The 15375-nt window shown below is 67.5% G+C and carries 13 protein-coding genes and 1 pseudogene; 6 read left to right on the forward strand and 8 right to left on the reverse strand.

From position 1 onward, the window contains the following. Nucleotides 1-28: 28 nt before the first annotated feature. Nucleotides 29-2449, reverse strand: coding sequence for a Tle-like phospholipase domain-containing protein (locus tag ACT53R_RS15165; protein WP_476172740.1), 2421 nt, complete (start codon nucleotides 2447-2449; stop codon nucleotides 29-31). 124 nt (nucleotides 2450-2573) lie between these two features. On the opposite strand from ACT53R_RS15165, the gene ACT53R_RS15170 reads away from it, so the two are divergent. After that, nucleotides 2574-3584, forward strand: a complete 1011-nt coding sequence (locus ACT53R_RS15170; protein WP_476172741.1) for an ankyrin repeat domain-containing protein — start codon at nucleotides 2574-2576, stop codon at nucleotides 3582-3584. A gap of 84 nt (nucleotides 3585-3668) precedes the next feature. Here the strand turns inward: ACT53R_RS15170 and ACT53R_RS15175 are convergent, their stop codons facing one another. Beyond that, the gene (locus ACT53R_RS15175; RefSeq protein WP_476172742.1) at nucleotides 3669-4664 is read right to left on the reverse strand and encodes a thrombospondin type 3 repeat-containing protein; all 996 of its coding nucleotides are present in this window, start codon (nucleotides 4662-4664) and stop codon (nucleotides 3669-3671) included. A gap of 220 nt (nucleotides 4665-4884) precedes the next feature. Next, nucleotides 4885-5934, reverse strand: coding sequence for a DUF4034 domain-containing protein (locus ACT53R_RS15180; RefSeq protein WP_476172743.1), 1050 nt, complete (start codon nucleotides 5932-5934; stop codon nucleotides 4885-4887). 148 nt (nucleotides 5935-6082) lie between these two features. On the opposite strand from ACT53R_RS15180, the gene ACT53R_RS15185 reads away from it, so the two are divergent. After that, nucleotides 6083-7045 carry a polysaccharide deacetylase family protein gene (locus ACT53R_RS15185; protein ID WP_476172744.1) on the forward strand — a complete coding sequence of 321 codons (963 nt, stop codon included), beginning with the start codon at nucleotides 6083-6085 and terminating at the stop codon, nucleotides 7043-7045. Here ACT53R_RS15185 and ACT53R_RS15190 read toward each other — a convergent pair whose 3' ends face one another. Continuing rightward, a complete protein-coding gene (locus ACT53R_RS15190) occupies nucleotides 7046-7870 on the reverse strand; it encodes an MOSC domain-containing protein (RefSeq protein WP_476172745.1) in 825 nt (274 codons plus the stop codon). It abuts the gene before it with no gap. Between the two features lie 117 nt (nucleotides 7871-7987). On the opposite strand from ACT53R_RS15190, the gene ACT53R_RS15195 reads away from it, so the two are divergent. The 3 genes and pseudogenes from ACT53R_RS15195 to ACT53R_RS15205 all read left to right on the forward strand — a co-directional run bounded on the left by ACT53R_RS15195 (nucleotide 7988) and on the right by ACT53R_RS15205 (nucleotide 10514). Continuing rightward, a complete protein-coding gene (locus ACT53R_RS15195) occupies nucleotides 7988-9259 on the forward strand; it encodes a putative DNA modification/repair radical SAM protein (RefSeq protein WP_476172746.1) in 1272 nt (423 codons plus the stop codon). Nucleotides 9260-9266: 7 nt separating this feature from the next. After that, nucleotides 9267-10073, forward strand: a pseudogene (locus ACT53R_RS15200) (TIGR03915 family putative DNA repair protein); the annotation flags it as partial. Nucleotides 10074-10124: 51 nt separating this feature from the next. Next, complete coding sequence (locus ACT53R_RS15205; RefSeq protein ID WP_476172747.1) at nucleotides 10125-10514, forward strand: VOC family protein; 390 nt, start codon at nucleotides 10125-10127, stop codon at nucleotides 10512-10514. Nucleotides 10515-10527: 13 nt separating this feature from the next. Here ACT53R_RS15205 and ACT53R_RS15210 read toward each other — a convergent pair whose 3' ends face one another. Both ACT53R_RS15210 and ACT53R_RS15215 read right to left on the reverse strand, forming a co-directional pair. Then, the gene (locus ACT53R_RS15210) at nucleotides 10528-12018 is read right to left on the reverse strand and encodes a KAP family P-loop NTPase fold protein (protein WP_476172748.1); all 1491 of its coding nucleotides are present in this window, start codon (nucleotides 12016-12018) and stop codon (nucleotides 10528-10530) included. A gap of 54 nt (nucleotides 12019-12072) precedes the next feature. After that, nucleotides 12073-12843 carry a glucose 1-dehydrogenase gene (locus ACT53R_RS15215; RefSeq protein ID WP_476172749.1) on the reverse strand — a complete coding sequence of 257 codons (771 nt, stop codon included), beginning with the start codon at nucleotides 12841-12843 and terminating at the stop codon, nucleotides 12073-12075. A gap of 65 nt (nucleotides 12844-12908) precedes the next feature. Here ACT53R_RS15215 and ACT53R_RS15220 point away from each other — a divergent pair, with 65 nt between their 5' ends. Next, nucleotides 12909-13700 (forward strand): SDR family NAD(P)-dependent oxidoreductase, encoded by a 792-nt coding sequence (locus ACT53R_RS15220; RefSeq protein WP_476172750.1) that lies wholly within the window; start codon nucleotides 12909-12911, stop codon nucleotides 13698-13700. 48 nt (nucleotides 13701-13748) lie between these two features. Here ACT53R_RS15220 and ACT53R_RS15225 read toward each other — a convergent pair whose 3' ends face one another. Both ACT53R_RS15225 and ACT53R_RS15230 read right to left on the reverse strand, forming a co-directional pair. Next, a complete protein-coding gene (locus tag ACT53R_RS15225) occupies nucleotides 13749-14273 on the reverse strand; it encodes a hypothetical protein (RefSeq protein ID WP_476172751.1) in 525 nt (174 codons plus the stop codon). A 79-nt stretch (nucleotides 14274-14352) separates the two neighbouring features. Next, complete coding sequence (locus tag ACT53R_RS15230) at nucleotides 14353-15375, reverse strand: hypothetical protein (protein ID WP_476172752.1); 1023 nt, start codon at nucleotides 15373-15375, stop codon at nucleotides 14353-14355.

The following is a 15375-nucleotide window of genomic DNA, read 5'->3' on the forward strand; positions in this document are numbered from 1 at the left end:
GCCCCCGGGGGGAGCCGCACGCAGGCGGTCAGGCCACCTTCGGCGCGCTGCGCGCCGGTTCGCCCTGCTGCTGCGTCGGCTGCGGCGTGGCCTGCTGTTCGGCGACGCGTGCGTTGGTGCGGTCCACCTGCTCCGTGCTGACCGCCAGCGGCTGCTGGATGCCCTGCTGCACGCCGGTGAAGGCCACGCGCTGGTGCGCGGCGTTCGGATCGGGCGTATCGACGGCGAAGATACGGCTGGCGTCGCGGCTCAGCTCGACGCGACCGATCCGGGTGAAGCCGGCGTCGTGCGCTTCGGCGGTCAGCGCCCCGGCGAGCCGATCGCTGCCGGCGTCCGGCGCGCGGTTGAAGCGCTGGTCGATGGCGTGCACGCCCTTCTGCGCATCGCGGAACAGCGCGTGGTTGGGATGCGCGGGATCGTCGAGCAGCGGCGGCGCCGAGATCGGCGCCACCGGCGCGCGCGGCGCGACGCCGTCGGGCTGGCGCGCGGCGGGCGCATGCGCATCGGGCTGCTGCGGATGCGCGGCCAGCGCCTTGCGCGCCGCCTGCTCCTGCTGCTGCACCGAGGCATCGAGGCTGGGGATGACCGAACCGACCATGCCGTGGCGGAACACCGCCTCGCCTGCCACCTGCTTGCCGTTCTGCAGCACGGTGATGGTGTTGTAGAGATTGACGGTGTTGTGCACGTTCACCGGCAGGTGGGTGGCGACGGTGGAACCGATGCCGCCCACGGTGCCGCCGACCATGGTGCCGGCCAGCGGCGCCTTGTCGGTGACGCCACGGATGGTGTGGCCCGCACCGTCCGCGTTCTGCTGCAGCCACGCACCGGTCTGGCGCCCGCTCTCGCGCTGCGCATCGGCCAGGACGGTGGCGCCGTGGTCGATCCGGCCGGCGAGGCCCTGCGTGCCCTGGCGGATGGTGGTGGCATCGCGCTGCGCGGCGTCCTGCGCCTGGCGCGCCTGCTGCTCGTTCTGCTGCATCGCCTGCCGGCCGTAGCTTTCGATGCCCTGCGCCTGCTGGCCGACCCACTTCTCCGAGCCTTCGGGCAGCGGCTTGGCGAGGAAGCGCATCGCGCTCGCGGTCCACGACGTCGCGGTCTCCTGCGCCTTGCCCTGCACGTGATCGATGCCGGCCGACACGTTGCCGGCCTGCAGCCGCACCTGCGCGGTGAGTTCGCCGCCGGCGTTCACGGTGCCGCTGACGACCTTGCCGGTGGTCCCGGTCACGAACGCATTCGCCTGCCCGTGCAACTGCGCGGTGTAGTTCAGGCCCTGGCCGACGACGTGCAGCCCCTGCTCGGTCATCTGGCCCTGCGCCTTCACCACTTCGCCGACGTTGCGGCCGACGCGCGCGCTCATCGCGGTCGCGCTCAGCACGTCGGTCAGCGGACCGGCGTAAGCGCCGAGTTCACTCAGCGCCATCTGGTCGGGACGATTCACCAACCGGCCCTGCTCGTCGCGGGTCTTGGGCGAGAGCAGCGGCTGCAGCTCGCCGGCGGCGGTCGGCAGGTTCTTCAGCGCCTGGTTGCCGGAATGGGTCGACAGGTAGTCGATCGCGCCCATCGCCGATTTCTGCGCCTCCGGCGGCAGCATCCCCGCCAGCTTGCCGGACACGAATTCGCGTGCGCCGGGCTGCGCCATCAGCGAGGTGACGTCGTTCGCCAGCCGCCCAGCCTCGGCGCGGCGGGCCGCATCGAGTTTCTGGATACCGGTCTGGCCGTCGGTCAGCATCTCGCCGCCGACCTGGTAGGCATCGACGTTGCGCCTGGTGTCGTACACCTGCAGGCCGTGTTCCTCGGCATAGCGTTTGGCGGTGTTCGGATGCAGGCCCGCGGCGTTGAACGTGGTGGTTTCCACGCCGGTGACCGCACCGGCCGCCGAGGCCATGCCGCCGCCCAGCGAGTGGCCGGCGATCTCGAACTGGAAGCCCTGCACGCCTTTCAGTCGGGTCGCGGCATCCATCGCGCGATCGTAATAGTCGGTCTTCAGGCCCAGCCCCTGCGGGACGTTGTTGGCCAGGAAGTCCTCGGCCGCGCTCTCGCGCTTGCCGCCCGGCGCCGACGGATCGACGATCAGGCCGGTCGAGCCCTTGAACACGAGGACAGGCTTCGCGTCGGCGCCCAGCACCGACTTGTCGGGCAGGTAGACCTCGGCACGATAGCCGGAGCCCGGCGGGTGCAGCATGTTGTCGATCTGGCGACGATCGAGCCCGGGCGCGAGCGCCTGCAGCATTTCGGGATGCTCGCTGGCCCGGGTCCAGCCCACCGGGGGCTTGCCTTCGCCGCGGGCCGAGACGTAGACGTCGGCGGCCAGATCGGCCATCCGCTGCGCGTGGTAGCCACCGGCCAGCCGGTCGGCGCGACCGGTCTCGCCGGCGGCGCGCAGGTCGGACACCAGCTTCTCCTGCGCCTCGCGCTCGGCGCGGACGCTCTCCCGGGTGGGCTCGGTCATGGCTTCGGTTCCCTGAATGCTGGGTGGACCATCGTCGCAAAGCCCTTCCCGGGCCACAAGCCGGCCGATATCGCCGGTCGGGGTTTTCTGCTATCTAGGCCGCATCCCCCGATCCGATGCCGCCATGTTCCCGTCTTCCGTCCGCCGGGCACCGCCCCGCTGGGCCGCCTCGATCGCCCTGTGCCTGGGGCTCTGCGCCTGCTTCGGCCCGCTGCCCGCGGCCAACGACGCCAGCCGCTCGCAGCACGCCGCCGAACACTACTTCGATGGCAAGGCGCTGGACCTCGCGATCGCGGCCGAGCACGGCGATGCCGACACCGTCCGCCGGCTGATGCGCGACGAGAAGGTCGACCCGGACACGATCTTCGCCAAGGGCGAGATGGGCGAGGGCATGCCGCTGGTCGCCTGGCCGGTCTTCACCGAAAACCCGGAAGGCCTGAAGGCGATGCTGGAGAACGGTGCCGACCCCAACGCGCGCCGGCCCGAGCGCATCGACAAGCGCTACGACGACGGCACCGAAAGCCACAAGTTCCGCTACAACAACGCGCTGATCTACGCGGCGCAGGCCGACGACCCGGTCTACCTGAAGCTGCTGCTCGACCACGGCGGCGACCCGAACACGGTCAACACCAACGACGAACCGCTGACCTTCGTCGCCTTCCTGCACCAGAACCAGTGGCAGAACGTGAAGCTGCTGATCGAACGCGGCGCGAAGGTGAACGACGATTCCGTCTACCCCGGCTCACCGCTGGATTGGTACGCCGGGCGCGGCGGCTTCGAGCAGGTCTACTGGCTGCTGCAGCACGGCGGCGACCCGACCAAGAAGGTGCGGGGCACCGCGCTCGCGCCGACCGACGCCAAGGGCACGCCGCTGCCGCAGCCGGACGCGCCCGCCGACGGCTTCGCCTGGGTCAAGTACGGCAAGGACGGCAAGCCGGTCTACGTCGACGGCATGCCCATCGTCGAGAACATCTACTGGCATCCCGGCGGTCCGAAGACGGTCGAGTGGCAGCGCAAGTGCCAGCACTGGCTGCGCGACCACGGCATCGCGCGGCCGCCGATGCCGGCGAGCATCCGCACGATGCGCAAGGCGTTCGGTTTCCCTACGGAAGAGAAGGATATCCCGCTGCTCTGAGTACTGCATGCGACCGACATCGACATCGCGCACACACGAACGGCGGCCATCGGGCCGCCGTTCGCGTTTCGGCATCCGTTGCGGTCAGTGACCGCAGAACTTGCCGCACTCGGTCGGCACCTGCGGGTTCGGCAGGTCGGGCCGGGTTTCCGGCTGCGCCGTGTCCACGCGCGGCACGTCCTGGACGATGCCACCGTAGTCGGCGTATTCCGGATCGATCAGCACGATCAGATCGCGCGGGTTCTCGATGCCGTCCGGATCGACCGTCGGCGGCTCGTGGCCCTGCACGGTCAGGATCGTCGCCCCGTGGACGCGCTCCCAGGCCTTGATCTGCTCGTCCGTCGGCGGGCCGCCCGCGCCGGTGTCGGCATCGGGATTGACGTACCAGTCGTCGAGGATCTTGCCGTTCTTGTCCTGACGCACACCGTGGCCGTCGGCGCCATCGTAGATCCAGTCGCCGTTGGTCAGCAGGTAACCGGTGGAGCCGTCGTCGTAGTTGAAGATCTTGTCCACCTCCGGCAGATCCAGCGGCTCGTCGTCGGCACCGGCGCTGATCAGGCTGATGTCCATGCCGCCGACGCGGCGGTACGGCGCGCCGCCCTTGCTGTCGAATTCCTGCACCAGCGTGAAACCGTCGCCGACCTCGATGCCGTGCGCGGCCATCAGTTCGGCGGACAGGCCCAGACGCGTCATCGCGTCCTTGCGCTGGCCCAGCGGGAACGTGGCGAGCGGGTCCTGCTGGCCGGCCTCGATCGTCTCCTGCAGCTTCTCCGGATACAGGATCACCTTGCCGAGGCCGAACTCGAAGCTCGGCAGCATCTGCTTGCCGACGAGCGTGGCGATGATCTCCGGCGCGGGACGACTGTTGGCGTCGTGCGGATCGGTGCCGGCGACGAGTTCGTCGGCATCGCAGACGCCGTCGCCGTCGGAATCGACGACGTTCCAGGCGTAGTAGCAGTACGAGGTGTCGCACAGGCGCACGTGGCGCAGGGTCTCTTCCTTCGCCTGGGCAGTGCCCGCGAGCGCGGTGATGGCGATGGCAGCCGACAGGGCGGCCGACAGCGTGGCGTGTCTGGTCATGGTCCTTGATCTCGATCGTTGCGGAAGATGTGTCGCCCCCTGCGACACCCCAACGCAAACGACGAAGTCCCGACGTGCCGGACAGCGCGACACACGATTGCCGCAGGGAAGGCGATCGTCGTCACATCCGCATCGATCGCATGCCGAAGCGTGTCCGCGATCGACGTCGTCTGCCGTTGTGCGCGGGCGCACGGTCTCCGCAGTGACGGCAACGAGGCGACTATCGGTGCGGACGCGCCGCGCGGCCCGGGATGACACGCCCGGGCAACGCCCTGGGCATCGGCTTGCCGGCGCGACACGCCTGGAACTCCCCGCGATCGCGATTCCACACGTCGACATCGGGAATGTCGCCGACGCGCGCGGCCAGCGCCTGCGCCTCCGCGCGATCGCCCGCGAGGCAGGCGAAGCGCGCGAAATTGTTGAGGTTCCAGGCATCCGGATAGCGCGCGAGCACGTCGTGGATGCCGCGCTTCATCGTCGGCCAGTCGACCTTCGACTGCCTGAACAATTCGTCGTGGTACTGCACCTGCGCGGCATACCAGTAGATGCGCGCATACATGCCCTCGCCCTCGGTCTTGCGCGTGCGCTTCACCGCCGCGCGCGCGAAATCCTCGACCGCCTGCGCGTTGCCGCCGGATCTCGGGGCGTAGTACGCAAGCGCCTTGAAGTAGAGGTCGTAATACCCTGGATGCCGGGTCAGGCCTTCGTCGATCATCTTCTCGAATTCGGCGCGCGGCCAGCGCTGGTAGCCCGCGATCTCGGCCATGTATTCGTACCAGCGCGGGTCGACGGCCGCGATCTTCTTCTGCGATTCCAGATAACTGCGCACATTCTGGATCGCGACGAGGAAGGCCTTGCGCTCCGCGGACGAAGCGTCTTCCGGACCCCGGCAGCCGCAATGCGTCCAGGCCCGCTGGATCATCAGCCTCGCCTGCGCGAGGCGCGGCGAGGCAGCCTTCGGATAGGCGGCGATCCAGGCCTCCACGTTCCTGCGGCGCGGTTCCCAGACGGCGAGGCTCTGCGTCCTGCCGCTGAACGCGCTGTCGATGCCCGCGTCGAAGATCGCGAGCTTCCACACGCCACTGGAGGTCCGGGCCTGCGTCGTGCGATAGCCTTCGGCCTGACGCTCCAGGTCGCCATACCGGCGCTCCATGAACGCCTGGAACGCCGTCGAGCTGATGATCCCGCGATCGCGATGCTCTTCGCCGTGCCCGATCACCGGCATCGCCAGCAGGACGAGCGTGCACCACAGAGCGGCCAGGCGTTTCATCGTCGGTGTCTCGCTGCAGCAGGAGGAGTCCGGCAAGGGTAGCGCCGTGCGGCGCGGCGGGCCAATCGATTCGTCGATCGGTTCGCAGGCCGCACACGGCTGCGCTAGAGTCCGACGTCGCCCTGACGTCGGTCCACCCACGATGCGCATGCCCTCGTTGATCCTCCTGTCGCTGCTTGCCGTCTTCGCGACCGCCCGCGCCGCCGAACCCGATCGCCGCATCGCGGTCACCATCGACGACCTGCCCTGGCAGCGGATGGACAGCACGCCGCCGGCGCGGCTGCGCAGCGGGCATGCGGCGCTGATCGCGCAGCTGAAGCAGGCCGGCGTGCCGGTCACCGGCTTCGTCAACGAGGACAAGCTCGAAGTCGACGGCGTCGTGCAACCCGAACGCATCGCGATGCTGCGCGACTGGCTGGACCTCGGCGCGGACCTCGGCAACCACACGTACGGCCACGTCGACGCGCACGTCGTCGGCATTCCCGCATTCGAGGACGCGATCGTGAAGGGCGAGCGCGTGCTGCGGCCGATGATGGCCGAGCGCGGCGCCGCGCCGCGCTGGTTCCGCCATCCCTACCTGCGCGCCGGGCAGACCGATGCGGACAAGCAGGCGATCGTCGACTTCCTCGTCGCGCACGGCTATCGCGTCGCACCGGTGACGGTCGACAACGGCGAATGGGTGTGGGCTTTCGCGTATGAGCACGTGCTCGACGGCCAGCCCGACACGCCCGAACGCGCGGCGCTGCTCGAACGCCTGCGCCTGGGCTACGTGCCGTACATGCTCAACAAGCTCGATTACTACGAGGCGCAGTCGCAGGCGCTGCTGGGTTACGCGCTGCCGCAGGTGCTGCTGATCCACGCCAACGCGCTCAACGGCGACGCCTATGGCGCGCTGGTCGGCGGCATCCAGCGCCGCGGCTACCGCTTCGTCACGCTCGACGAGGCGATGCGCGATCCCGCCTACGCGCGACCCGACGGCTACCACGGCCGCTACGGCCCGAGCTGGCTGCATCGCTGGGCGATGGCCGAGCAGAAGCCGAAAACGTTCTACGCCGGCGAACCGGAAGTGCCGAAGTGGGTGATGGACCTCGCCGGCGTGGACGGCGAGTGATCAGGCCAGCACCTCAACCGCATCGCCCGTGCGCAGCGTGCCGGTGCCGCGGGCGATGAGGTTCATGCCGAAGGTGACACCGGCCGGCGTGCGGCGATAGGCCTTCAGCGTCTCCAGCGGCTCACCGTCGTCGCGACGCCGGCCCAGCGCGGGATCGACCGTCGTGAACACGCAGCGCGTGCACGGCTTCACTGCATCGAACACGACCTCGCCGATGCGCAGCCGCCGCCAGCCGTCCTCCGCATGCGCTTCGGCACCGGCGACAACGAGGTTCGGACGGAAGTGCGCCATCGTCACCGGCGGCCGGCCCGACGCGGCAAGACGTGCGTTGAGGCCGTCCACCGCGGCCTGCGAGATCAGCAGCAGCGGATAGCCGTCGGCGAAGCTGACTTCATCGCCCTCGCAGCCGTAGGCGGGATCGACCGGTCGCTGCACCGCGGCGTCCATCCACACCAGCCGCACGTCGCGCTGCAGGCAGGCCGACAGCCATGCGTGCGCCGCGGCATCGGCGAGCGGCGCGTCGACGCGGTCCTTCCACACGGTGACCGCGATGCGCGGCGCGCCCGACGACGGCGGCGCGACCGCGAGCGACGGCCGTCCCGGTGCGGACAGGCGCAAGCCGTCGCCATCGGGCTCGGCGCGGACCAGCACCAGTTCCGGCACCGCGCGGGCGGTGACGAAGCGACCGTCGGCATCGACCACCAGCCAGCGCCGGTCGAAGCGCGGGCCGCGCGGCTCGATGGCGAGCGCATCGACCGTCAGGCCGGCGGCGGATTTCAGCGGATGGAGATGGAGCGAGTGCAGGTGCAGCGACGGCAGGCGCATGGCGGTCTCCGGTGGCCGCGCATTGTCGCGCGATCGCGCCCGCGGCGCTGCATCCGGACGGCCGCCGCGTACGTACCGTCTCGGCGGCTGAGACGGCCGCGCCGATAGAATCCGCCCATGCAGCTGTCCCGCAAACTCGCCGTCCTGGCCGACGCCGCCAAGTACGACGCCTCCTGCGCCTCCAGCGGCGCCGGCGGCCGCAATTCGCTGAAGTCCGGCGGCATCGGCAGCACCGAGGGCATGGGCATCTGCCACTCGTACACGCCCGATGGCCGCTGCGTGTCGCTGCTGAAGATCCTGCTGACGAATTTCTGCATCTACGACTGCGCCTACTGCATCAACCGCGCCAGCAGCAACGTGCCGCGCGCGCGATTCACGCCGGATGAAGTGGTGCGGCTCACGCTCGACTTCTACAAGCGCAACTACATCGAAGGCCTGTTCCTCTCCAGCGGCATCATCCGCAACGGCGACTACACGATGGAGCAGCTGGTCGAGGTCGCGCGCAGCCTGCGCGAGGACCATCGCTTCGCCGGCTACATCCACCTGAAGACGATCCCCGAAGCCTCGCCCGAACTGCTGGCGCTGGCCGGGCGCTACGCCGATCGCCTCAGCATCAACATCGAGCTGCCGACCGAGGCCGGGCTGAAGGCACTCGCGCCGGAAAAGCAGCTGCCCGGCATCCGCGCGGCGATGGGCACGGTGCACGCGAAGATCGAGGAAACGCTGGACGCGCGCAAGCCGGCGAAGACGAGCAACGCCACGCCGAAGCGCAAGCGTCCGCCGCGCTATGCACCGGCCGGTCAGAGCACGCAGATGATCGTCGGCGCCGACGATGCCGACGACCGCAGCATCCTGCGCACCGCGCACGGCCTGTACGACGCTTACCGCATGCGCCGCGTCTACTACTCGGGCTTCAGTCCGATCCAGGACGCCTCGTCGCGGCTGCCAGTGCAGGCGCCGCCGCTGCTGCGCGAGCATCGCCTGTACCAGGCCGACTGGCTGCTGCGGTTCTACGGCTTCGAGGTGGACGAGATCGCGCCCGCGCCGAAGACATCGGAAAGCACGATGCTCGATCTCGACATCGACCCGAAGCTCGCGTGGGCGCTGCGCCACCCCGAACGTTTCCCGGTCGACCTCAACACGGCGCCGCGCGAGGATCTGCTGCGCGTCCCGGGGCTGGGCACGCGCAACGTCGACCGCATCGTGATGGCGCGCCGCCACGGCCGCCTGCGCATCGCCGACCTCGCACGGCTGCGCGCGCCGATGCAGAAGCTGCTGCCGTTCGTGCAGCTGCTCGATCATCACCCGCGCCGCAGGCTCGACGATCCGGCGACGCTGCGCGCGCAGCTGGCGCCGAAGCCGCGACAGCAGGACCTGTTCGCGGCATGACGCTCGCATGACCCTCTATCGCGCCCGCATCGATCCGCCGTGGGACCTCGACGCCTGGCGCGTGGCCGCGCGCGCCGGCCTGCGTGCGGGGCTGTGGCCGGAGGACATCGACTGGGACGGCGACGCGCAGGGCAGCCTGCTCGCCGCACCCGACCTCGCCACCGCCGAGGCCGTGCACGCGGCGCCGGAAGTCCCCGCGGCGCTGTTCGATCTCGCGGGCGCGGTGCTCTGCCATCGCGAGCCGCAACGGCATGCGCTGCTGTATCGCATCGCCTTCCGCATCGCGCAGGGCGAGCGCCACCTGCTCGCGCGCGTGACCGATCCCGACGTGCGCCGCGCCGCGGAGCTGGCGAAGGCGGTCGGTCGCGACACGCACAAGATGAAGGCATTCGTGCGTTTCCGCGAAGTGCCAGGCGAAACCGATGCGTTCATCGCATGGTTCGAGCCGGACCACCACATCCTCGACCGCGTCGCACCATTCTTCGCGCGGCGTTTCGCGGGCATGCGCTGGGCGATCCTCACGCCGTACCGCAGCGTGGCGTGGGACGGCCACGCGCTCGCGTTCGGCCCGGGCGCGCAGCGCGCCGACGCGCCCGCGGACGATGCGCGCGAAGACCTGTGGCGCACGTACTACGCGAACATCTTCAACCCGGCGCGGCTCAACCCGCGGATGATGCGTCAGGAAATGCCGCAGAAATACTGGAAGCACCTGCCCGAGACGCAACTGCTGCCCGAACTGGTGCGCACCGCCGGCGTCCGCGTCCGCGACATGGCCGAACGCGAAGCGCAGCCACCGCGACGGCGCCGTCCATCGCCGCGCGACACGCCGTAGACTGCGGCTTCCTGCCACCATCGAGCCATCGCCATGCCTGGTCCCGCCCGCGCCGGCGTCCTGATCTACGCCAGCGACCGCGATCGCCTCGAACGCTTCTACGGCGAGGTCGCCGGCATGCGCCGGCTGCACGCCGACGAACACATCGCGGTACTCGAATCCGACGACCTGCAACTCGTCCTGCACCGCATCCCGGCGCACATCGCCGCCGACATCGTGATCACGTCACCGCCACAACGTCGCGAGGACGTCGCCATGAAGTTCTTCCTCACCGTGCCCGACCTTGATCGCACCGCCGAACGCATCGCCGCCCTCGGCGGCGCCCTGTTCGACGAACGCTGGCAGGGCCCGGGCTTCACCGTGTGCAACGCGATGGATGCGGAGGGGAATGTGTTCCAGGTGCGCGCCGGAGTGGTGATCTAAATATATCTATCCACTATTCAAAATAACCGGCATAGCGAACGAGCTTAAAGTATCTAGAAAGCGAACAAAGAACCTCCGCTGTTCCACCACTCCACTGATACGCCTCGTTTACGAGCTGCACATCAATAATTGATTGAATATTTCCGACATCCTCGGAGTACCCACTTTTCTTAATTGAATTCCATGTTTTTCTCGAATTATCCACATACTGACTGATTGCATCAGACAAGTTATAATTTATTCGAGAGAAACCATGTTTTCTTGTGGCGACATATTCAATGTTTTTATCGCCCACCAGAAATTCCCTGCAAATCTTTCTGGAATCCCCTCCATTTTCCAACTCATCAAACATTGATCGATTTTTTTGAAAAAGCACGCAAAGAAAAAACAAGAAAACCGTATGCACAGGCTGACCAATAGATGCGACAGCGGACTCAGCCATTTGAAATACTTGCTTTTGTGATCTCACATCAAGTTCAGAAGCACGAAAAATCCAAGAGATGCCAAGGACAACCAACTCCCGTTTATCCTTTTCCGTTCCTTGGAAGGGCAGGAAGTGCTCCTTTGATGAAAGAATTTCACTAAAATCATAAAGTTCTTCAACATGACTCATGGAACCCAACGAGGGCAGCTCAATCGATTGATCGAAAAAACGTTTCAGATACATCTCGGAATCGAAGCCTTGCCCATAAACCGCGCAAACGGAATGCCTGAGCTGCGAGAGGTTAGTCGATACAACAAAACAGACCTTGTCCATCCCGAAGATGTGCTTGACCTCTTCAAGCATTGAGATCGCATAAGTCGGCCGGCATCGATCCAGTTCGTCGATGAACACGAACAGCGGGTACTTCGCATCTGCCTGCTCGTGAATCAGGTCGATGAGATCGACCAAAGCCTTCTTGAAGTCGCGAATGTCCGACTTCCGCCGTTGGTGCTCCTGGATCGAGACATCGAACACCTTGTCGAGGACTTCCTCTGCAGAGGACGCCAAACTTGTCTTGTGATTCGATTCGCCATTGCCGGCTTTGTCGCTGCTGTCGAGTATTTCCTGAAGGCCAACGCCGATGGCCTTCTGCAGCATGCCAGAAGCAACCACCTTGGCCACCGGCATCACGCTCTTCCTCAGCTTCCTGCCCGCATCAACGACCAACGCGCGCGCTTTCCTCTCAATGGTTTTTGTCTTGGGCAGCTTGCCGATCCACTGCTTCATCTCCTCGTTGATCTCGGCCATCAACGCGACCGACGCCTCTTCGCCGATGTCGTTCTCCCAGGCATCGAAGAGCACGACGGGATAGCCCTGGCGCCGAAGGTCGTCGGTCCATCGCTTGACGAAGAAACTCTTGCCGGCGCCCCATGCCGCATCGAGGGCGACCGTCCATCCTCGCTGCCCTTCCTTGGCCGAAATCAACTCGGTTCGCGCGACCAACGCTTTCGTCAGGAAGTCGGCAAACTCGCGACGACCAAGCAGGTCGTCGCCCCAGATGTCATCGTCGGTTTCGGTCATGCCGCTTCTCCCTGATCGCGGTTGATCATTCCACCATGAGCGACTGCAAAGCCCTTACGCCAGATACCCCCCATCCACCGTCAGGCACGTGCCGGTGACGTAGCTCGCGGCCGGCGACAGCAGGAACAGGGCAGCGGGGGCGATCTCGTCGGGCTGGGCGCTGCGGCCCATCGGGATCAGTTGCGACATCATCGCCATCAGTTTCGGGTTGCCGGTGATGGCGGAGGCGAATTTGGTGTCGGTCAGGCCCGGCAGCAGCGCGTTGATGCGGATGCCGTGCGCGGCGAGTTCCTTGGCGAAGCCTTCGGTCATGTTGACGATGCCGGCCTTGGTCATCGAGTAGATGCCCTGCCCGTGCGCGGGGCGCTTCGCGTTGACCGATGCGACGTTGACGATGGCGCCGCCTCCGTGGTCCTTCATCCGCTTCGCCGCCTGCGCGGTGGTCCAGAAGTAGCCACGCAGGTTCACTTCGACCGTCTTCTCGTAGCTGCCGAGGTCCATGTCGAGCATCGGCCCGAAGTACGGATTCGCGGCGGCGTTGTTGACCAACAGGCTGGCGAACTTGCCTTCCGCATCGAGCGCGGCGAACAGCGCCTCGATCGCGGCCGGGTCGCCGACGTGCAGCGCGCGCGCCTCGGCGGAACCGCCGGCGTCGCGGATGGCCGCGGCCACGGTCTCGCAGGCGTCGACCTTGCGCGAGGTGCAGACCACGTGCGCGCCGTGCGCGGCGAGCAGGTGGGCGATGGCCTCGCCGATGCCGCGCGAGGCGCCGGTGACGAGGGCGGTTCGACCGGTGAGGTCGAAGAGCGGATCATGGGACGACATGCGGGGCTCCATGGCCGGAACCGCCGGCCTGATAAGCTGGGGAGACTACCGCAGGAACCCCCTTCATGACCTCACGTCGCGTCCTGATCACCGGTGCCGGCAGCGGCTTCGGCCTCGCCCTCGCGCAGCGCTACGCCCGCACCGGCGCGCGCGTGGCCTGCGTCGACCTGACCGTCGAACGTGCCGAAGTCGGACGCGCATCGCTGACCGGCGACGGCCACCTCGCACTGGCCGCGGACGTGGGCGACGACGCGGCGATGCAGGCGCTTCACGACGCGGTGATGGCGACGTGGGGCGGCGTCGACGTGCTGGTGAACAACGCCGGCATCGCCTCCGCCGGCGCGTTGGTCGACACCACGATGGACGAATGGCGGCGCATCCTCGAGATCGACCTGCTCGGCGTGGTCCGCGGCTGCCGGCTGTTCCTGCCGCACATGATTGCCGCTGGCCGCGGCCAGGTCCTCAACACCGCCAGCTTCGCCGGCCTCGCCGGCGCGCCGGGCATCATGAGCTACGGCGTGGCGAAAGCCGGCGTGATCGCGCTGTCCGACCAGCTGCGCGCGGAACTGCACGGCACCGGCGTGCGCGTGGGCGTGATCTGCCCGGCGTTCTTCCGCACCAACCTGATGGAAACCGCGATCGCCGACGACGCGACGAAAGCGAAGGTGCAGCGCTGGATGGACCGCTCGCCCGACAAGCCCGAGGCCGTCGCCGACCGCGCCTTCGCCGCCGCCGAGCGCGGCGACTTCCTGATCCTGCCGACGCAGCGCGAACCCGGCCGCTGGCGCATGAAGCGCTGGTTCCCGGGGCTGTATTTCCGGATGCTGCTGAAACTGGCGGCGCAGCGCACGCGCTGACGCGACATCGGCGGCACTTCGCGTGCCGCCGATGTTTGTCGCTCGGGATCACCGCGGGAATCCGTGCTCCCATGCGTGGATGTCGTTCCACCACGGCGGCGGTTCCGGCGGCCACGGGCGCGGCGGCCACGGCCACTGCGGCGGCCATCCAGGCGGTCTCCGCGGCCATCCCGCACCGCGCGGCGGCATCACATCGGGCGGGATCGGCGTCAGCCCGGGGAACGGCGCGCGCGCGGAAAGAAGTCGCGCAGATTCGATCGCGGGATCGACGACCGACACGAGATGCTGCTCGACGGCCTCGACCGCCTCCAGCGCTTCGGCGAGCACCCGACCGTAGCCTTCCTCGGTCTTCGCGGCCTTCGCCGCGGCGATGGTGTCGTTGAGTTCCTTGGCGCAGGCATCGACCGCCGCGGGCGCGACCTGCACCTCGCCGCGACGCAACACGATCGCGAGGTTGCGCAGGTCGATCGCACGGACCAGCAGTTGCTTCTGGAGCTTCGGATTGCTCGACTTGATGCCCGCGCCGGAGACGCCGGCGGAGGCGTTGTTCAACAGCAGAACCAGATCGGTCATGGTGGATTCTCCTCGAAAATCGGGTACCGGCCACTCGTGCGGGCGGTGGAGCCGGTCGGCGGGCTCCAGGGAAGATCGATCAGACAAGCGCGGCGAACTGGAGGTACAACTTCGCCAGACGCATGAAGTTCTCGCGCTGCAGATGCACCAGGCGCGCCTTCTGTTTCGCGCTCAGGTGTCCGTCGATCAGATCGAGGAAGGCGTCGTGCGACTGCCATGCAGCCAGCATGAGGCCCGCTTCCGGCGTGGCGCACAGATCGCGTTCGCTCAGGCCGAGCTTGCCGGTCGGCTGGGTTGACGCGGCCTGCTCGCAGGCTTCGATTCGCTGGCGTTCGTCCTCCATCAGAAAATGCTGTTCCAGCACTTGCCGACGCAGTTCGCGCGCATCGCTGCCGCTCGCGCCGTTGGCGATCACGATCCGTTCGAGCAGGTTCATCTTCGAAGTCGCCTTCTCCAGCGACTTGTCATCCCTGAGCGCGAGGACCAGTGCGCGGAACGCACCATCGACGCGGCCCCGCCGTTCGGCGACGATCGAGCGGATCTCCTCCGCGCTGCGATGCTCCTTCGACAGTTCCTCGACGAAGCCGACCAGTTCGCCGATCGCTGCCGTCTGCTCGTCCGGAATCTTTTCCGCCTTGAATGCGGAAAGCAGCGTATTGAGGTCACCCGCGGCGGCGGTGAAGTCTTCCTTCGCGCCGAGTTCGGGATCGACCGATGCCTTGGCCAGTGCGTCCAGATAGTGCCCGATGAAGGACAGCGCCGCGTAGCGGCTACCCAGATCACCTCGGCCGAGATCGTGGAGCGGCTGATCGTTCGTCCTCTGCCGATCGCCGCTGCAAAGCCGGTTTCCTGGCAGATCGTCACGTACATATGACGGCGCCATCGATTCCGGCTTGCAGGCGGGATCCAGCTGATAGGTCGCGATCCAGAATTCGCGGTCCTGCTGGATGAGGCCGTCGTAGAAGGCACGGCCCTTCGATTGCGCGTCCCTGGCAGCGGCGACGTATTCGCTCGTCTCCAGCCGCAGCAGTTTGTCGTGGGCGCATCCGGGCAGGACCAACAGCGCGGCGAGCGCAATGCAATCGAAACGAACCCGAGCCAT

The sequence above is a fragment of the Lysobacter sp. DMC104 genome, from assembly GCF_056313665.1.